Annotated in this window: 21 protein-coding genes; 4 read left to right on the top strand and 17 right to left on the bottom strand. The window is 66.4% G+C overall.

What is annotated here, in order from left to right; genetic code table 11:
* Window positions 1-21: 21 nt before the first annotated feature.
* From ACHQ4I_RS24385 to ACHQ4I_RS24365, 5 genes are read right to left on the bottom strand one after another with little or no spacing between them, the layout of a single operon-like run.
* Window positions 22-891 carry a short-chain dehydrogenase/reductase gene (locus tag ACHQ4I_RS24385; protein WP_420774120.1) on the bottom strand — a complete coding sequence of 290 codons (870 nt, stop codon included), beginning with the start codon at window positions 889-891 and terminating at the stop codon, window positions 22-24.
* On the bottom strand, window positions 888-2,345 hold the full coding sequence (locus ACHQ4I_RS24380; protein ID WP_420774119.1) for a flavin-containing monooxygenase: 1,458 nt from the start codon (window positions 2,343-2,345) through the stop codon (window positions 888-890). The genes ACHQ4I_RS24385 and ACHQ4I_RS24380 overlap by 4 nt, the downstream gene beginning before the upstream one ends.
* Before the next feature lie 2 nt (window positions 2,346-2,347).
* Window positions 2,348-3,829 carry an aldehyde dehydrogenase family protein gene (locus tag ACHQ4I_RS24375; protein ID WP_420774197.1) on the bottom strand — a complete coding sequence of 494 codons (1,482 nt, stop codon included), beginning with the start codon at window positions 3,827-3,829 and terminating at the stop codon, window positions 2,348-2,350.
* 30 nt (window positions 3,830-3,859) lie between these two features.
* Window positions 3,860-4,900: a PDR/VanB family oxidoreductase gene (locus ACHQ4I_RS24370; RefSeq protein ID WP_420774118.1), complete on the bottom strand. Its 1,041-nt coding sequence runs from the start codon at window positions 4,898-4,900 to the stop codon at window positions 3,860-3,862.
* Window positions 4,900-5,793 carry a metal-dependent hydrolase gene (locus tag ACHQ4I_RS24365; protein ID WP_420774117.1) on the bottom strand — a complete coding sequence of 298 codons (894 nt, stop codon included), beginning with the start codon at window positions 5,791-5,793 and terminating at the stop codon, window positions 4,900-4,902. Before ACHQ4I_RS24365 ends, ACHQ4I_RS24370 begins: the two co-directional genes overlap by 1 nt.
* 98 nt (window positions 5,794-5,891) lie before the next feature.
* Here ACHQ4I_RS24365 and ACHQ4I_RS24360 point away from each other — a divergent pair, with 98 nt between their 5' ends.
* A complete protein-coding gene (locus tag ACHQ4I_RS24360) occupies window positions 5,892-6,512 on the top strand; it encodes a TetR/AcrR family transcriptional regulator (protein ID WP_420774116.1) in 621 nt (206 codons plus the stop codon).
* Window positions 6,513-6,532: 20 nt separating this feature from the next.
* On the opposite strand, the gene ACHQ4I_RS24355 is transcribed toward ACHQ4I_RS24360, so the two are convergent.
* On the bottom strand, window positions 6,533-7,789 hold the full coding sequence (locus ACHQ4I_RS24355) for a cytochrome P450 (protein WP_420774115.1): 1,257 nt from the start codon (window positions 7,787-7,789) through the stop codon (window positions 6,533-6,535).
* Complete coding sequence (locus ACHQ4I_RS24350) at window positions 7,786-8,037, bottom strand: hypothetical protein (protein WP_420774114.1); 252 nt, start codon at window positions 8,035-8,037, stop codon at window positions 7,786-7,788. The genes ACHQ4I_RS24355 and ACHQ4I_RS24350 overlap by 4 nt, the downstream gene beginning before the upstream one ends.
* 57 nt (window positions 8,038-8,094) lie before the next feature.
* Here ACHQ4I_RS24350 and ACHQ4I_RS24345 point away from each other — a divergent pair, with 57 nt between their 5' ends.
* The 3 genes from ACHQ4I_RS24345 (at window position 8,095) to ACHQ4I_RS24335 (ending at window position 10,872) form a co-directional block, all read left to right on the top strand.
* Window positions 8,095-8,559: a winged helix-turn-helix transcriptional regulator gene (locus tag ACHQ4I_RS24345; RefSeq protein ID WP_420774113.1), complete on the top strand. Its 465-nt coding sequence runs from the start codon at window positions 8,095-8,097 to the stop codon at window positions 8,557-8,559.
* Window positions 8,560-8,727: 168 nt separating this feature from the next.
* Window positions 8,728-9,846, top strand: coding sequence for an FG-GAP repeat domain-containing protein (locus ACHQ4I_RS24340; protein WP_420774112.1), 1,119 nt, complete (start codon window positions 8,728-8,730; stop codon window positions 9,844-9,846).
* 486 nt (window positions 9,847-10,332) lie between these two features.
* Window positions 10,333-10,872, top strand: coding sequence for a MarR family winged helix-turn-helix transcriptional regulator (locus ACHQ4I_RS24335; protein ID WP_420774111.1), 540 nt, complete (start codon window positions 10,333-10,335; stop codon window positions 10,870-10,872).
* Between the two features lie 50 nt (window positions 10,873-10,922).
* Here the strand turns inward: ACHQ4I_RS24335 and ACHQ4I_RS24330 are convergent, their stop codons facing one another.
* Genes ACHQ4I_RS24330 through ACHQ4I_RS24285 form a run of 10 tightly spaced genes read right to left on the bottom strand, consistent with a single transcriptional unit; the run spans window position 10,923 to window position 16,166 of the window.
* Window positions 10,923-11,246 (bottom strand): gas vesicle protein K, encoded by a 324-nt coding sequence (locus ACHQ4I_RS24330; RefSeq protein ID WP_420774110.1) that lies wholly within the window; start codon window positions 11,244-11,246, stop codon window positions 10,923-10,925.
* Window positions 11,239-11,469 carry a gas vesicle protein gene (locus ACHQ4I_RS24325; protein ID WP_420774109.1) on the bottom strand — a complete coding sequence of 77 codons (231 nt, stop codon included), beginning with the start codon at window positions 11,467-11,469 and terminating at the stop codon, window positions 11,239-11,241. The genes ACHQ4I_RS24330 and ACHQ4I_RS24325 overlap by 8 nt, the downstream gene beginning before the upstream one ends.
* Entirely contained in the window at window positions 11,466-12,260 is a 795-nt protein-coding gene (locus ACHQ4I_RS24320) for a GvpL/GvpF family gas vesicle protein (protein ID WP_420774108.1), read from the bottom strand. The genes ACHQ4I_RS24325 and ACHQ4I_RS24320 overlap by 4 nt, the downstream gene beginning before the upstream one ends.
* Entirely contained in the window at window positions 12,257-12,646 is a 390-nt protein-coding gene (gvpJ, locus tag ACHQ4I_RS24315; RefSeq protein WP_420774107.1) for a gas vesicle protein GvpJ, read from the bottom strand. Before gvpJ (ACHQ4I_RS24315) ends, ACHQ4I_RS24320 begins: the two co-directional genes overlap by 4 nt.
* Window positions 12,643-12,978, bottom strand: coding sequence for a gas vesicle protein GvpO (gene gvpO, locus ACHQ4I_RS24310; protein ID WP_420774106.1), 336 nt, complete (start codon window positions 12,976-12,978; stop codon window positions 12,643-12,645). The genes gvpJ (ACHQ4I_RS24315) and gvpO overlap by 4 nt, the downstream gene beginning before the upstream one ends.
* Before the next feature lie 5 nt (window positions 12,979-12,983).
* Window positions 12,984-13,235 (bottom strand): gas vesicle protein GvpG, encoded by a 252-nt coding sequence (locus ACHQ4I_RS24305; RefSeq protein ID WP_420774105.1) that lies wholly within the window; start codon window positions 13,233-13,235, stop codon window positions 12,984-12,986.
* Window positions 13,236-13,238: 3 nt separating this feature from the next.
* Window positions 13,239-14,000: a GvpL/GvpF family gas vesicle protein gene (locus ACHQ4I_RS24300; protein WP_420774104.1), complete on the bottom strand. Its 762-nt coding sequence runs from the start codon at window positions 13,998-14,000 to the stop codon at window positions 13,239-13,241.
* Window positions 14,000-14,413 (bottom strand): gas vesicle protein GvpJ, encoded by a 414-nt coding sequence (gvpJ, locus tag ACHQ4I_RS24295; protein ID WP_420774103.1) that lies wholly within the window; start codon window positions 14,411-14,413, stop codon window positions 14,000-14,002. Before gvpJ (ACHQ4I_RS24295) ends, ACHQ4I_RS24300 begins: the two co-directional genes overlap by 1 nt.
* A complete protein-coding gene (locus ACHQ4I_RS24290) occupies window positions 14,410-15,573 on the bottom strand; it encodes an SRPBCC family protein (RefSeq protein ID WP_420774102.1) in 1,164 nt (387 codons plus the stop codon). The genes gvpJ (ACHQ4I_RS24295) and ACHQ4I_RS24290 overlap by 4 nt, the downstream gene beginning before the upstream one ends.
* A 5-nt stretch (window positions 15,574-15,578) precedes the next feature.
* Complete coding sequence (locus ACHQ4I_RS24285; RefSeq protein ID WP_420774101.1) at window positions 15,579-16,166, bottom strand: hypothetical protein; 588 nt, start codon at window positions 16,164-16,166, stop codon at window positions 15,579-15,581.
* Between the last annotated feature and the right edge of the window lie 3 nt (window positions 16,167-16,169).

Below are 16,169 nucleotides of genomic sequence, written 5' to 3'. Positions count from 1 at the left end.
CCTCGGTGGCGCTCGGCTCCGTCATGGTCGCACCCGCGCTTCCACCGCGCGCACCAGGTCGTGCACGCGCGGGTCGCGGGTGAGGCGGGTGTCGAGCACCACGTTCACCGCACCGCGCAGCAGCGCGTATGCGTTCCAGCCCTTCGCGGGTGCGATGGTGCGCGGGGCGCGCTGTTCGATGCCGTCGGCCACCGCATGCGCGGCCTGTGCCGCGGTGATCCGTCGGCTCAGTGGCCACGGAAGGAGCTCGTCGAGGGCGCGACCGAGCTCGTCACCATCGAGAGTGTCATGAGTCATCGCGGTGTCGACAATGCCGAAATAGGCGACACCAGCGGTCGCGCCGAACGGGGAAAGCTCCACGCGCAGTGCGCGTCCCAGCTGCTCCACGCCTGCCTTGCTGATCATGTACGGCGCACCCGCCATCCCAGGGGCGAAGGCTGCGCACGAGGACACCACCACGACATGGCCGCGGGCGGTGACGATGTGATCGATTGCCGGGCGCACGGTGTTGAACACGCCGGTCAGGTTGATATCGATAACGCGGTCGAAGTCCCGGCCGTCGATGGTGCGCAGGGTAGCGGGGCGCGGCACCACACCGGCATTGGCCACCACCAGGTTCAGGCAGCCGAAGTGATCGACCGTTTCGGTGATCACCCGGCGCATCGCTTCTCGATCCGCCACATCCGCGGCGAGCGGGAGGGCGCGCGAGCCGAGGGCGGCCGCGGCCGCGGCAATGCCTTCGCCGTCGATATCGACCAGCGCGACCGATGCGCCGCGTGCGTGGAGAATATTCGCCAGTTCACGGCCGATACCCTGCGCGGCCCCGGTGATCAGCGCGACTTTGCCGTTCACGTGGTAAGGGCGTCGACCCGGCGGTGCGCCGATCGTCATGTGGTCACCTCGTAAGCGTTGGCGTCGAAAGCGCGGGTGCGACGGCGGTATTCGAAACTCCAGTTCGGATACAACCCGGCGTTGAGCCCGTCGGGTGTGGTGTAGTAGCTGGTGCAGCCGCCGGTGAGCCAGACGCTGGTGGAGCTGCGCCGCGCCATTTCGGCGAGAAACTCCTCCTGGGCTTGCGGCCGCACCTCGACGCGGCGGGATCCTTTGCGGCGCACCGATTCCAGAGCATCGACGATGTATGCGATCTGTGATTCGATCATGTAGATGGCCGACTGGTTTCCGGCCGCGCCGAAGGGGCCCAGCGTGCAGAAGAAGTTGGGGAATCCCGCGACCGCCGCACCGAGATAGCTCTGCGGTTGTTTGTGGTAGAGCTCGGCCAGCGAGATCCCGTCACGGCCGATGAGCCGTTCGTAGGCGGAGGGAATCGCGGTGAACCCGGTGCCGTGGATGATGGTATCGACTTCGTGTTCGGTCCCGTCGCGCAGCACGATCGAATGCGGCCGCACCTCGGCGATGGCCTGGGTGAGGACCTCGACATTGGGCTGGTCGAGCGCGGGCAGATACGCATCGGAGAAGATGGCGCGCTTGCAGCCGATCACGTAGTCGGGCGTCAAGGTCTTGCGCAACAGCGGGTTTCGCACCTGTCGCAACAGCTGCAGCCGCGCCAGCCCCTCGTAGGGATGACGGAAGCGCTGGTCCACCAGCGAGATCAGCCCGAACGCCTCGATGGCCGAGTACCACAGACCGCGAACGGCCTTCTGCGCCAAGGGAACACTGCGCAGGAGAAACCGCTCGGCGCGCAGTGTACGGCGGTCCATGCGCGGCACGATCCACGGCGCGGAGCGTTGGAACAGCAGCAGTTTGTCGACCCGGGGCTGGATTTCGGGAACGAATTGCACGGCGGAGGCCCCGGTGCCGATGACAGCCACGCGCTCGCCGGTGAGGTCGTGGTCGTGGTCCCAGTGCAGTGAGTGAAAGCTCGTGCCCGCGAAGGTGTCCAGACCCGGCAGGTCGGGATATTTCGCCTCGGCGAAGATGCCCGTTGCCGATACGAGAAAGTTGGCGGTGCGCGAACCCTGCGTGGTCGTGATGCGCCACAGCGATGCGGCCTCGTCCCAGCGGGCGTCGAGGACCTCCGCGCCGAACCGAATGGAGCCGACCACATCATGGTCGACGGCCACCGAACGGAGGTATTCGAGGATCTCGGTCTGCCTCCCATAGGTGCGTGACCAGTCCGGATTGGGCGCGAACGAGTAGCTGTACAACTGCGACGGGACATCGCACGCGCAACCCGGATAGGTGTTGGCGCGCCAGGTTCCGCCCAGATCGTCGGCGCGTTCCAGGATGACGAAGTCCTCGAATCCGGCCTCCCGCAGTTTCACCGCGAGCCCGATGCCGCCGAATCCCGCGCCGATGACGGCGATATGGGTGTGTTCCGCTTCCATCCCTATCGGCTCCTTGCGTGCAGCAGCGCCACCAGACGGTCGGCCACGGCGTCTACCCGGGTGGTGCGCCGGAAGGTGGTCAATGGCAGCGGCGACGGAAACAGCTGCCTGGTGGTCGCTTTGGCGTAGGTGAATTCCCTGAGCCCGTCGGGTCCGTGTACCCGGCCGAATCCGGAGTCGCCGACTCCGCCGAGCGGCAGCGTCGCGATGGTGGCATGGGTGACGAACGAGTTGATCGAAACGCCACCGGCGCGAATGCGATCGGCGATGGCGCGGCCGTTGTGCCGCGAGAACACGGTGCCGCCCAAGCCGTACGCGCCTGCGTTCACCTTCTCGATCGCTTCGTCCATATCGCGTACGCGAGTGACCGTCAGCGTCGGGCCGAAAGTCTCCTCGGTGATCGCCGCGGCGTCGTCGGGCACATCGGTCAGGATCGTCGGTTGCACGAATTGCCCTGGCGCAGTGTCGATTCCGCCGAGCAAGAGGCGAGCGCCCCGAGTGATCGCCTCCTCGAGCTGGCGTCGGATGACCCCGAGCTGTTCGGGCATGGTGATCGGGCCGATCTTGGATCCGGGCCGACCGGCATCGACGGTGCTCGCCAGCGCCACCAGTTTCGTGACGAAGGCGTCGTATACGTCGGCGTGTACGTAGACGCGTTCCACAGCGAGGCAGGTCTGGCCCGCATTGGACAAGCCGCCCCACGCCGCGGCCTCGGCGGCCGCGTCGAGATCGGCGTCGGCATCGACGACGAGCGCGTCCTTCCCGCCGCACTCCATCAGCACCGGGGTCAAATTCTCGGCACAAGCCGCCATGACCTTCTTACCGGTGGCAGTGGAACCGGTGAACCCGATCTTGCCGACCTTGCTGCGGCACAGCGCGTTTCCGGTCTCGCCGAGACCGGTGACCACTTGCAGCACCGGCCGCTCGGCAGTGGTGCGGGCGAAGGCCTCGGCGAGCCAAACCCCCACCCCCGGGGTGTACTCGCTCGGCTTGAATACCACGGCGTTCCCGGCGGCCAGCGCGAATGACACCGAGCCGAGCGGCGTGAAGACCGGATAGTTCCACGGGCCGATCACCCCGACCACGCCGAAGGGTCGGTACTCGACCTCGGCGGCATGGTTGACTGTGAGCAGGCTCGACCGCACGCCGCGGCGACCGAGCACGCGTTCGGCATTGCGCGCGGCCCAACGCAGATGTTCGAGCGCCATGGCGATCTCGAGTTTCGCGTCGGAGACCGGCTTACCCATCTCCTCATGGATGATTTGGGCCAATTCGTCACGGCCCCGGGCGATTTCGGCGCGCCAGGCGTCGAGTCGTCTGCCGCGCTCGGTGAATCCGAGTGCTGACCACCAGATTCCCGCCTCGTGCGCGATCGCGACAGCTCGGTCGACCTCGGCCTGCCGGTGGATGGGGTAGTTGCCCACCGTCGTGCCGGTGGCCGGATTGCGCACCTCGAAGGTTGTCACTGCTCCAAGGGTTTTCATCGATGTAGCCATCAGTTGGTCTCCGGCCGTTCAGAGGTCGAGTACGAGTTCGTCGCCGGCGGCGCGCGATACGCACGCCAGCATGTGATCGGCTTGTTCGGATCGGGTGAGCAGTCGGTCGCGGTGATCGACGGATCCGGCGACGACGCCGACCTTGCAGGTGCCGCAGAAGCCCTGCTGGCAGGAGTAGGCGGTATCCGGGAGCCGACGGCGCAGGGCCGTCAGTGCGGTCTCGTCCGCGGCGACGCGAACGGTGCCGCCGGTTCGCGCGAGGGCGATATCGAATGGGCGGCCATCGGTGACCGGCGGCGCTGAGAATCGCTCGGTATGCAACGACCCGGATGGATTCAGTTCGAACATGCAGCGCTGCGCCGCCGCCAGCATAGGCGGCGGTCCGCAGACGTACACGGCCGCACCGGGTTCCGCGCGAGCAATGAATTCGGCGATGTCCGGGATACCGAATTCGTCGTCGGGACGGATATCCGCGCCGGGCAGTTCGGGCAGGAACGGCATGCTGTCGCGCGTGCGGCCGACGTACACGAGTCGACCTCGGGAGCCCGCCGCCTTGACCATCGGCAGGATCGGCGTGATTCCGATGCCACCGGCAAGGAACAGATACGACGGGGCGTCGACGAAGGTGAATGCGTTGCGGGGGCCGCGAATTCGCAGCCCGGCACCGGTGCGCAGCCTCTCGTGCACCTCTCGGGAGCCCCCGCCGCCGTCCGGGATGAGTCGCACCGCGATCCGATAGCGGAAGCGATCCGACGGATCCCCGCACAGCGAATACTGCCGCTGCCGTCCGGAGGGCAGAAACACATCCACATGGGCGCCCGGTCGCCACGTCGGCAGCGGGCCGCCCCGCGCCGCGCGCAGCGTCAGACTCACCACATCGTCGGTCTGGCGTTCGACACTCTCGATGCGCACATCGAGCTCGAATCCCGTGCGCCGCACCGGCTTCGGCCGCGAAAGCAGTGGCGCTGCGCCGCCGGTCACGAAGACGCTCTTGTAGGCGTCCATGATTGCGCCGAGCATTCGCAGACTCACCGACGCGGCATCGGTCGGCTCGGCCATCAGTGACCCGCCGCTCGTGCCGCGGGCGAGTGCGCGAGATACCGCAGTGCGGTGTCCATCGGACCCAGCTGTGAGGGATGGAAGCCCGGCCGCAGATAGCGCGGGATCTCGGTGAGGAACACCGTCCACTTCGGGATCACGCCGCGCCGGGTGGCACTTGCGAACTGCCGCAACCAGAATCGGCCTTTGTCGGCCTCCGGATCCTTGCGGTACATGTACGCGGTCGACACGATGAACAGCGGCAGCAGGGTCAGGCTCGCCAGGATCGCGGTCCGTGCTCGGCGTGCGTAGCCGCCGTCGACGTACATAAAGGCGTCGTAGACCACGCTGCGGTGCTCGACCTCCTCCGCGCCGTGCCAGCGCACCAGATCCAGCATGGCCGGATGCATGCCCTTCTGCTCGAGAATGTCCGCATTGAGCAGCCATTCGCCGAGTACGGCGGTGTAATGCTCCATCCCGGCGAACAGGCCGAGGCGTTCCTTGAGCCACTGCTCCTTCGCCCGTCCGGTCAGTCCGTGGTCACCGAGCACCCGGTCCACCAGCCACGCCACCTTGCGCACATAGGAGTCCACGTCCAGGCCGATCGACTGCAGATGCCTGCGTGCGGCCTCATGGCTGTTGGCGTGCATGGTCTCCTGCCCGACGAACCCGATCACCTCCTCGCGCAGCCGCTCGTCGTCGATCAGCGGCAGCGCCTCGGCCAACGCCTGCGCCATGGCCCGCTCACCCTCGGGCAGCACCAGATGCATGACGTTGACGATGTGCGTGGCCAGCACCTCGCCAGGGATGTAGTGCATCGGCACGGAATCGAACTCGAAATGGACATCGCGCGCATTGATCGCATGCGCGTCGTCGCCGTAGGTGCGCTTCGTCGCGCCAGCTGTGTCAGCCATAGCCCGACCGTACAGCGCCACAAATTTCATTGCAATGTTGCGGCCACATTTTCACTGAGATTGTTGCACGAGGTGGTTTGTCTGCTAGCGTCGAACGGGTGAAGACGGCGTCGAAAGCACCTCTGAGCCGCGACGATGCGGACGATCTCGAGACGCGGATCCTCGACGCCGCCCTCGTGCAGTTCTCGAAGGTCGGCGTCAAGAAGTCGACGATCGAGGATGTCGCCCGGCAGGCCGGGGTGGATCGTGTGACGGTCTACCGGCGGGTGGGTTCACGCGATGATCTCGTGCAGGCTGTGATCAGCCGCGAGATCGCGACCCTGCTGGCCGAACTCGCCGCGATGCCCGAACGTCACGACAGCATCGACGATCTGGTCGCCGACGTGTTCGTCACGGTTGTCACGCGCTGGCGCACCCATCCCATGGTCGAGCGAATGCTGGCGGTCGAACCCGAGCGAATGATCATGAAACTCACCGTCGACGGCGCCACCACCTTCACCATGTGCGTCACCGCGACCGCCACCACACTGGCACACGCGGTGCGACGCGGACTACTCGCCGACGCCGACGACCTGATGACCCGCGCCGAAATCGTCTGCCGCGTAGTCCATTCACTCATCCTCGCCCCGCACGGCACAGCGCCGCTCGGGTCCGACGACGAACTCGCCGAGTTCGCGCGCAAGTACCTGGTGCCGGTCATCACCAATGCCCGCGGTTAGCCCACTCGTTCGTAGGGGGTTCAGTGGCGTGGCGCGATGCCGCTGAACTCGATCGGCAGGGCTGCTGGGCCGCGGAGGTTGACGTGGTCGCGGTAGGGTGGCGGATCGACGCGCAGCAGTGGGGACCGGACCCGGCGGGCGAAGTGTTCGAGGGCGATGCGGCCTTCGAGCCGGGCCAGGGGCGCGCCGAGGCAGAAGTGCCCGCCGAGCCCGAAGGCCAGGTGGCGGTTGTCGCGGTACGGGTCGAAGCGGTCGGGATCGGCGAACACGTCCGGGTCGCGGTTCGCGGCGGCGAGCAGCATGACGACGAAATCGCCTGCGCCGATGTCGATTCCACCGATCCGCAGGTCGGCGGCGGCGATACGCGGGACCAGCTGGGCGGGCGGGTCGTAGCGCAGGGTTTCCTCCACCACCGCGGACGCCAGCCCGGGGACGGCACGCAGGGTAGACAACACGTTCGGGTTGCGCAGCAGCGCCAGGACGCCGTTGGCGATCAGATTGACGGTGGTCTCGTGCCCGGCGATGAGCAGCAGCGCGCAGGTGGTGATCAACTCGTCGTGGTCGAGCATGTCGCCGGAGTCTTCGGCGGCGATCAGCCGTGACAGCAGATCGTCGCCGGGGCGGGCGCGGCGCTGGGCGGTGAGTTGTTCGAAGTAGTCGTAGAGCTCGTTGCCCGCCCGTTCGAGTTCGCCGGGGTCGGCGTTGAATTCGGCGGTGGCGCGGGGCGCGGGGTCGAGGGTGCGGGCCAGCAGCGCCGACCAGCGTCGCAACAGCGGTTCGTCCTCGAGCGGAACGCCCAGCAGTTCGCAGATGACGGCGACCGGCAGTGGGTAGGCGAAGTCTTCGACGGCATCGAGTCCGCCGGTGTCGGCGACCCGGTCGAGGGCGGCGTCGACCAGTTCGGTGATGCGCGGTTCCAGGCGCGCGACCATGCGCGGGGTGAATGCTGTGGACACGAGCCGCCGCAGGCGGGTGTGGTCGGGCGGATCGAGGAACAGGAACGACGGTTTGCCCTGTGCCGCACCATCGTCGGCGTCGCGGCCGTGGATGGGCATGGAGCCCATCGGCCGGGTCGCCAGTGCGCGATCCACACTCGCGCGCGGGTCGCGCAGCATGGCGGCGCAGTCGGCATGGCGGGAGAGCACGATGATCGGCGCGGTCGAGATCCGGAAGGGGCCGCCGGCCCGCAGCTGCGCGAACAGCGGGTAGGGGTCGGGGCGCACCGCAGGATCCAGCAGCCGCAGGTAAGCGTCGGCGTCGGAGGGTGTCTCGGTCATGGGAGGCGTTCCAATCCGGCCGCGGTGCAGCCTTCGAGCAGTCGATCGATACCGAATGCCTCGACCGTCCCCAGCGCGCCGGTACCCGGTAGCGTCCCCTCGGTGAGATCGGCGGCGGCCCAGGCCAATAGGGACGCGGTCAAGTCGATGAACGCCCGGGCCACGCCATTGCCGACATGCCCGGCTCCGATGATGCAGTAGCGCCGTTGCCCGGCCATCGGCACGACCTCTCTTGGTATCGAATTCATACTGATAGTATGAATTGAATACCATACAAGAGGCGACACCGGTAGAGTGTGCGAACCATGACCATCGAACGCCCGGCCAACGACATCGTGCAGCGTGTCGTCGACGTACTCGGCGACCGCTGGACCATCCTGCTGATCCGCGAGGCGTTCTTCGGCGTCCACCGCTTCAGCGACTTCGCCCGCAATATCGGCATCAAGAACCGCAACCTGCTCACCGGCCGGTTGCGCGACCTGGTCGAACTCGGCATCTTCGAACGCACCGACACCGGCCCCGGCCGCGTCGACTACCGCCTCACCGACCGCGGCCGCGACCTCTACGCCGTCCTGGTCACCATGATGTCCTGGGGCGACCGCCACTTGGCCGGGCCCGAAGGCCCCCCGCTCATCCTCGAACACCGCCCCTGCGGCCACCCCGCCACCCCCACTCTGATCTGCGGCCACTGCCACGAACCCCTCGACCCCCGTGATGTCGATCCGAAGCCGGGGCCGGGCTACCGCGAGCCCACCGCCGAATCCGCCTGAGCCTTCGGACGATCCGGTGGAGGCCGCCGCCGGGGTGTCAGAGTGAGTTCAATGGCCGGTCACGGGATGGCTGAGGAAGTCAATGCGTCGGCGTACCAGGACTATTCGGCGGACACAGACGGACCATACAGTCGAATGCGGTCGTATCACTAATTTCTGGGGACGCGCATGTTCGGTCGTCGGCCGGCCCTCTTCGCCGCTGTATTGCTGACGGCCGTGGCGGGGTCGCAGAGCTCACCAGCGTTTGCCGACACGAGCGGTGCGATATTCGGTCCGGAGCGGTCGGTCGCGGTCACCGTTCTCGGGAACACGCCGACCGCCGAAGGCATCGCCACCGCAGACTTCGACGGTGACGGCCACATCGATGTGGCGATGACCGACGAACTGGGCTTCGGGATCAGACTGCTGCCCGGCCGCGGCGATGGCACTTTCGACCCGGCCGGGTACATCCCTACCGGCATCGCCCCGGACGCCCTGACGGCGGGCGATCTGGACCGTGATGGCAATCCGGATCTGCTCGTGTCCAATGCGATCGGCGATATCGTGGTGCTCTACGGCGATGGTCACGGCGGATTCGCCGAGCAGGGACGGTATTTCGCCCAGGGCCTCGTGCCGGGCGCGGCCCGGATCGCCGATTTCGACAATGACGGCAGGCCGGATTTCGCCGTCGCGGCGTTTCCCGTCGGCGTCTTTCTCAACAATGGTGACCGAACCTACACAGGCCGACCGTATTTCGCGTCCACCGTCGCCGTCGGCCTGCAGCCGGCGGATTTCGACGGCGACGGCAATACCGACATCGTCGTGGCGAGCGGATTCCCAGTCGTGCTCACGGTGCTGTACGGCAACGGCGACGGCAGTTTCGGCCGCCCGCAGGCACTGCTGGCTCCCGACCTCATTCAGGAGGCGATCCGGGTGGCCGATATGAATGGCGACGGCCGCCCGGATATCGTCGGAGTGACCAGCTTGGGTGGCATCAACGTTTGGTTGAACTCCGATCATGGCCTGCGACAATCGAATTGGTCGATCGGCAGCCCTGGCAATGCGGGCTTGGCCCTCGCGGACTTCGACGGCGACGGCAAGATGGATATCGTCACCGGGGACTCCATCCTCATGCATGTGACCTTTTGGCGCGGTGACGGCGCAGGGCATTTCACCCGTACTGAATGGCACACCGCCCCCTGGCTCGTCGAATCCGTCGAAACCGCCGATCTGAACAACGACGGCAAGCCGGATCTGCTCGCTGGCCCCTTCATCGGCCCCTGGCTGTCGGTCTACCTGCACACCTGACCTGCCGGCGACGGATCCCGACAACGAAAGACGGTGTATGACAATGCGAAAGCCACTGTGGCGGCGGTGCGGTGCGCTGGCGTTCGCGGCTCTGCTGCTGAGCGGCGTGAGCGGCACGGCGGTCGCTGTATCAGGAACCGGCGCCGCAACCGTGCGTTGCCGGGCAACCGATCCCACTGCATTCCTGACCTGACCCCTGATATCCGAGATTGTCGCTGCGGACCGACTCGAGGAGCTGGCACTGAACCGGGCCGAAACCTTGTCCGATACGCAGCGCTGTGAGCGCCGGTGACGAAGTGGTTGCCCGCAGAGCTCGACCAGTGGATGCTCGTCAGGATTCCCGGCAACCGTCCTCGACGGCACAACCGACGCACCCGGCAGCACGGGCGCCAGCAACCCGGCCCGCACCGCACCCATAACCAACATGCGTCACTACGCCATAACAGCACCACAAAACCAGCGAATACGCTGGGATACAGTGTGCTAATGCCCGAAGAAGCGCCACCCACACCAGTGGTGCGTGTCGAAGCGGACGCAACTTCCGGCGGTGCCACCGCAACCGTTGGGGGAACCGACACCAGCCTGCTCTCGCTCGCATCACAGCTGTGCTTTGCCCTGTATTCCACCTCCCGATCGATGACCGCGGCCTATCGGCCGTTCCTTGATGCGATGGGAGTGACCTACCCGCAGTATCTGGCCCTATTGGTGTTGTGGGAGCGACCCACGATGACCATGAAGGAACTCGGCGAACAGCTCCGCCTGGACTACGGCACGGTCTCCCCGCTCATCCAGCGGCTACAGGCCCATGGTCTGGTCGAGAGCGTGCGCAGCAGCCACGACCGTCGCGCGGTCGAACTCCGCGCCACCGAAGCCGGACGCGCGCTGCGACCACAGGCTCAGCACATGATCGAAGCGGTCATGACCGAGGTCGGCTATCCGATCGCCCACTTGATCGAACTTCGCGACCAGGTCAACGCGCTCGGCGCGCGTCTCGACGCCGCGATGGCCGAGCGATCCGGCAAGTAGTCGGTCGGGACCAGCGGGCGCGCCGAAGTGTGTGCTGGGCCAGGCCCCCATCAGCTCGGACCTGTCCCAGAGTGACCGCTCGGGTCGCGGGGGAGGAGCGTACCGAGGGGGCCGAGGTCGATGTTGAGGTCTTCCGGGGTCAGTCCGAAGTGGTCGCGCAGTTCATCCATGCGTTGTTCGAGCAGCATCAGGGTGGTGCCGATGCGTTCGATCTGGGCGTCGGTGAGGTCGCCTGCGTCTACCCGGCGTAGCGCTTGTCGCTCCATCAGTTGCCGCAGCAGCTCCACCAAGGTGAGGACCAGAGTGACCAGCCCACGCTCGACGGATTCCGGATCGGTGTCGATTCGCGGTGGGATGCCGCCGAATTCAGTCATGGCCGGCTGGTTCCAGCGCATCGCGCATCGCGGGCCCTACTGGCGCGGACAGGGTGCTGATCGAGGAGATGAGGGCTCGCAACGAGATCTGGACCAGGTCGATATCGGCGATGGCCAGTTTGATGTCGCCGGAGATGACCACGCCACCGGCCAGCACCCTATCCAGTAGGTCGACCAGCGCGACGCGGCGCTCGGTGTCGACAGTGCGGTCGGCCCGAATCATGTCGGCCCCCGTTCCACACCCGCGAACGAATACGGCGGCCAGGGGCCGGTGAGTTCGAGTCGGATGCCGGGGAATTCGGCGCCGAGCGTTGTCACGGCCGTGGTGAAGTCGTTGGTCCGGTCGTCGTCGACGAGGTATGTGCCGTTGAGCACCATCCAGTCCCGGCGACCGCTTACCGCCGGGTCGGTCAGCGGCTGACGTCGTCCCGCCGCAGCGTGGTAAACCAAACGCGCGTGAATCTCCTCGGCGCGCTCTGCCGCATCGCGTTCTACGGTCTCCTGCGCGGACAGTTGCGCGCGACGCCGGGCCAGATACGCAGCCCCCGGCGTCATCGTGCCGCCCTCGTCCGCGGCCCGCGCCTCGGCAACGGCGGCGGTGAGGGCAGCACGATCGCCATAGGCTCTGACACCCCACTCGGTGCGGCCGCTCACCAACTCCAGGGCGGCGTCGAAGTCCGCTTGCCGCTCGTCGAGCAGCTCACGCACCCGATTGTCGTCGTGGAAGACGGTGGCCAGCCGGAGCGGGACGGCCGGACCTCGGCGCACCATGGCCGATACGACCGCGTCGTGTGCCCGTGCTGTCGCCTCCAGCCAGTCGAGATCCTCGAAGTTTCTGCGTAGTGGTTGCTCCCCGAAAACCTCCAGCGGCACCGAGCCGACGACTGCCGTCAGGTCGCCCGAGACGACCGTCCGCACCGGCTCGCCCGCGACTCCGGTCAGCTCGCTCACTTCCGCCACGCCGTCGCGGCGGGATGCCACCGCGTACAGCCACACTGCGAAACCACCGGTCACGATCGTTCTTTTCTCCGCTCGCGGCCGCGGCCGATGGGTGCACGGCGTTCGTTCGCCGCCTCCAGTTCGGCGATCCGGTCTCGGAGTTCCCGGTTCTCGAGCTCGAGGTCCGGTTCCTTCTGTTCCAGCGCGCGGGCGGCCTTGCTGTTGAGCCAGGGGTCGGTCTCCCACCAGTCGATGCCCACTGCCCTGGCCGTCTCCAAGGATGCGATCACCAACCGCAGCTTGATGGTGAGCAGTTCGATGTCGAGGAGATTCACTTGGATGTCGCCCGCGATCACCAAACCCTTGTCGAGGACTCGCTCCAGGATGTCGGCAAGGTTTGTGGACTGGCGCCCGCCGCCGTAGGGCTGCGGCGCGTACGACTCGCCTCCGACTACCGTCATCGCTGATTCCTCGGTTCGATGTCGGTGCTGCCGCGGTTGTAGCGTCTGATTCTGCGGTAGGCCAGGAGATTCTCGTCGAGATCGATCTGCACCTCGTAGAGCGCCATGATGTCCGCAGACGGGGGAATGCGGCGATCCTCGAGCGCCTCGATCTCCACGAGCCAACCATCCTCCGTCGGCTCCACGCGCGTGACCCCCTGGATGTCGTTCGAAGTCAATTCCCCGAGACGTTCGATCGCCAACGCGGCGGCTTGCGCCGCGGTCAGGGTCGGTTGTTCATTCGATGCCGAATGAGCGTTGTCGGAATCGTCGGAAATGGTGTCGCGGGCCACGTGAGTCACTCCTTCCGGTCGATTGGGCCTTCCTCGGAGCCGGTCATACGATTCAGGGCCGCCTGCTGCGCTTGCTCGACCTCTTCTGCGGACAACTCACCGGTCGCCGCGGCGCGGTCGATCTCCTCGAGTTCGCTGCGCAGTGCCGCCGGATCATGTAGCTGCCGTTCGACCTGGTCCTGGATCAGTTCACTCACCCAGATCACGCCGCGAACGGGCGCGAGGGGCAAGGTCAATATCGAGGAAAGCAGACCCATGTCTCACTCCTCGGGGGCTCGCTTCGTGACGAAGTCGTAGGCGGCCATCGGTCCGAGCAGGTTCAACTCCACCCGGCCGTCCCAGTCCGCGACGAGCCGGCGCAACACTTCCTCCAGCTCCTCTCGGCGGGCCGATTCGACCAGTAGCGCGAGGTGGACGGCATCCTCTTCGTGGCTGGGTGCGCGCTGGTTGACCAGTACTTCGAGTTTCTCTAGTTCGGAAACGACCTTTCCGGTGTCCTCGGCTCGCTTGGCCTCGATGGCCTGATTGATCAGCTCGCCCAGCGCGATTCGCGCATCGCGGGTGGCGTCCTCCGGCTTGCCGCGGATCTCGTCTCTCAGCCGAGCGGCCTCGGCGTTCTCGTCGAGGAGTTCCCGCAAAATCGCGTCTTCGACGTAGCGCCCTCTGATCACGAACTGGACCCGGCCCTCGAGTTCCTGCAGTGCGGCGCGGAACTCATCCTCGTTCGCTTCGAGCAGTTCGTTCTCCACCGCATCGGTGTCGGTCATGACCGCACCGAACCGCAGCGGCAATACCGGACTGACGGCGGCCGATCCGTCCAGCAGTTCCTCATGGGCAGTGAGATCCTGGGGTGTGCCCAGTGGCCGGTCGCGCTCGAGCGTGCTGACCAGCGCGGCAATATCGCCGTGCCGCACCACCGCGACTTCACCCGGCGGATCGCCGACACCGGTGGCGTGTGGTTCGGGCTCGACGTCGGCGGGCACAATGCCATAGACATATACGGCCGTTGATTTGGAAGCCATCACTCCTCCTCGCGCTCAGATCGCCTGTGCACCGTCTGACGCTGCTTCTGCACGTCGCCGAGGAAGTCCGCGACCTTCTCCCCGGCCGCCTCGAGTGCGCCCTTCGTCTTGTGTTTCGACGTGCCCTCGGTGACTTCGCCGACGATGTCGGTCAGGCCCTTCGGCTCGCTGCTCGAGATCTCGAGCCGGTTGACCGCATCGGCGAAACGCAGATATGTGTCGACACTGGCCACCACGACGCGCGCGTCGACGGTTATCAGTTCGATGCCGACCAGCGACACACGGGCGAACGCGTCGATGACCAGGCCTTTGTCGAGAATGGTGTCTACCACGTCAGCCAGGCTGGACGAATTCGGCCGAGCCAATGTGCCGGTTCCGCCACCGCCGGCGTTTCCTGCGGGTTCGATTGTCATCTGCTTGCTCCTCCGCTCACACGCGACCGGCGGGTCACTGTGCTCTTACGGGCGGCCGTTCGGCTGCGAGGCGGCTCTGGTTCTTCCTCCTCGTCCAGTTCGCGCTGATCCTCGTCGTGCTCGTCGGCCTCGTCCGTTTCTTCTTCGGCGCGATCCTCTTCGGTGTCCGCTTGTTCCTCGCGCCGTGCGGTCTCGTCGTCTTCGATCACCTCGCCGTCGTGGATCTCGCCGTGCCAGCCCACGATGTCGTCGCTGTGCAGCACCGCCTCCGTCATGACATATCGCTGGAAGTGCTTGAGTTCCAGCCGGCACCGGCGACCTACCGCGCGCCACAGATTGGCGGTCTTCTCGAGCACTCCTTGCGGGTGGTACGCGAGCACCACGAGGATGCGGGTGAGGTCGGGTGTGATCTCGTGGAAGGTGACGGCACCGTCGATGTAGCCTTTGGCACCTTTGGAACTCCACACGATCCGCTCGAATGGCACCTGCTCGATGATCGTGGACTCCCAGGTCCGCCTCGACCAGAGCACCTTGCCGGTCCAGCTCAGCTTCTCGTCGGAGACTTGCTCGACCCGCTCGAGCTTCTTCGTGAATTTCGGAAAGTCCGCGAACTGAGTCCACTGGTCATAGGCCAAATCGATCGGCACACCCACGTCGATATGCTCGACGATATTGGTCAGCTTCAGCTTCTTTGCGCCACCCTTGCGCTTGCCCTTGGTCAGTGATTCCTTGACCGTCTCGAACGTCTGCCGGACCGTGTGCCCGAGGTTGCTCACCTCTGCGCCGACAGCCGCTTGGAGCGGCGAGGCGCGCCCAGCCATCTTTTCCACGCCGGTCGCTGCCGCTCGCAACGGCGAGGTGACGCTGGGCAGCTTCTCCACGCCGGTCACCGCCGCCAGCAGATTCCCGCCTCCGCCCTCGGCGTAGTCGTTGAGCCGCTCAGCGCTTCTCGATACCCGGTTCGACAGCCCGGCTACCGCGCGTTCGGCGAGGGTCCCGGCCAGATGCTGCACGGATTGCTGCAGCAGACTCGTCGGGGTGGGTGGTTGAGCTGTTTTCCGTGCCGTCGCCCCAGCGCGGCTCGCGGTTTCCGTGGCCCGGCCGACGGTGTGGGAGGTCACCTTGCCGACTCCATTGGTCTTGTGCAATGACTTCGACATCGATCTCACCTCTTCGTGCGGCGCACCGGAGCTTCGTCGGTATCGGCGCGAGAACGGCGTCGTACGGACGAGGCCGCAGACCCGGACCTACGATCCGAGGTTCGGGAGACGGTCTTCCGCGCGCGTGCGGTTCTCGGCCTGGCCGTCCGCGCCCGCGCCGCGGGCTGCTCCCGGTCCTCCTGATCGCCGCGGTCTGTTCCGGAATCGGTTTGGTCCTCGAGATCCTCGTCCTCGTCGGTGGACGATTCCCCGGTTTCTCCCGTTTCACGCGACTGGTCTTGGGCGGTGTCCGAGACGAACGTCGAGCCCTGCTGTAGCCGGGTGTTGAGCGCGTCGATGCGGTTGCTCGCGGCGGCTACCGCGGCCGACCGGACCGCGCCCACCAACTCGCCGCGAACCGTGTCGGCGAGCTGCGCCACCTCCGGCGACGACCTGAGCAACGAAGTCCCCCGCTCCAGCAGCTCCCCTGGCACGTCCGAAGACCGCTTCGCCAGCGCCGCACCCGCCAGCGCCATCGCGAAGCGCATCTTGCGCGTGCGGCCCAACACGTAACCGATGCCCACCCCTATCGCAATTTTTGTGCCACCTTTCATGGC

Source organism: Nocardia nepalensis (assembly GCF_048910785.1).
GTDB classification, from domain to species: Bacteria; Actinomycetota; Actinomycetes; order Mycobacteriales; family Mycobacteriaceae; genus Nocardia; species Nocardia nepalensis.
Note: the sequence above shows the minus strand (reverse complement) of the source record. Positions and strands in the feature narration are given on the sequence as shown.

Bases quoted from the DNA above. Each gene is read 5' to 3' on its own strand.
- ACHQ4I_RS24385 (WP_420774120.1), bottom strand. From the start codon at position 891: ATGACGATCGGCGCACCGCCGGGTCGACGCCCTTACCACGTGAACGGC.
- ACHQ4I_RS24380 (WP_420774119.1), bottom strand. From the start codon at position 2,345: ATGGAAGCGGAACACACCCATATCGCCGTCATCGGCGCGGGATTCGGC.
- ACHQ4I_RS24375 (WP_420774197.1), bottom strand. From the start codon at position 3,829: ATGAAAACCCTTGGAGCAGTGACAACCTTCGAGGTGCGCAATCCGGCC.
- ACHQ4I_RS24370 (WP_420774118.1), bottom strand. From the start codon at position 4,900: ATGGCCGAGCCGACCGATGCCGCGTCGGTGAGTCTGCGAATGCTCGGC.
- ACHQ4I_RS24365 (WP_420774117.1), bottom strand. From the start codon at position 5,793: ATGGCTGACACAGCTGGCGCGACGAAGCGCACCTACGGCGACGACGCG.
- ACHQ4I_RS24355 (WP_420774115.1), bottom strand. From the start codon at position 7,789: ATGACCGAGACACCCTCCGACGCCGACGCTTACCTGCGGCTGCTGGAT.
- ACHQ4I_RS24350 (WP_420774114.1), bottom strand. From the start codon at position 8,037: ATGAATTCGATACCAAGAGAGGTCGTGCCGATGGCCGGGCAACGGCGC.
- ACHQ4I_RS24345 (WP_420774113.1), top strand. From the start codon at position 8,095: ATGACCATCGAACGCCCGGCCAACGACATCGTGCAGCGTGTCGTCGAC.
- ACHQ4I_RS24340 (WP_420774112.1), top strand. From the start codon at position 8,728: ATGTTCGGTCGTCGGCCGGCCCTCTTCGCCGCTGTATTGCTGACGGCC.
- ACHQ4I_RS24335 (WP_420774111.1), top strand. From the start codon at position 10,333: ATGCCCGAAGAAGCGCCACCCACACCAGTGGTGCGTGTCGAAGCGGAC.
- ACHQ4I_RS24330 (WP_420774110.1), bottom strand. From the start codon at position 11,246: ATGACTGAATTCGGCGGCATCCCACCGCGAATCGACACCGATCCGGAA.
- ACHQ4I_RS24325 (WP_420774109.1), bottom strand. From the start codon at position 11,469: ATGATTCGGGCCGACCGCACTGTCGACACCGAGCGCCGCGTCGCGCTG.
- gvpJ (WP_420774107.1), bottom strand. From the start codon at position 12,646: ATGACGGTAGTCGGAGGCGAGTCGTACGCGCCGCAGCCCTACGGCGGC.
- ACHQ4I_RS24305 (WP_420774105.1), bottom strand. From the start codon at position 13,235: ATGGGTCTGCTTTCCTCGATATTGACCTTGCCCCTCGCGCCCGTTCGC.
- ACHQ4I_RS24300 (WP_420774104.1), bottom strand. From the start codon at position 14,000: ATGGCTTCCAAATCAACGGCCGTATATGTCTATGGCATTGTGCCCGCC.
- gvpJ (WP_420774103.1), bottom strand. From the start codon at position 14,413: ATGACAATCGAACCCGCAGGAAACGCCGGCGGTGGCGGAACCGGCACA.
- ACHQ4I_RS24290 (WP_420774102.1), bottom strand. From the start codon at position 15,573: ATGTCGAAGTCATTGCACAAGACCAATGGAGTCGGCAAGGTGACCTCC.
- ACHQ4I_RS24285 (WP_420774101.1), bottom strand. From the start codon at position 16,166: ATGAAAGGTGGCACAAAAATTGCGATAGGGGTGGGCATCGGTTACGTG.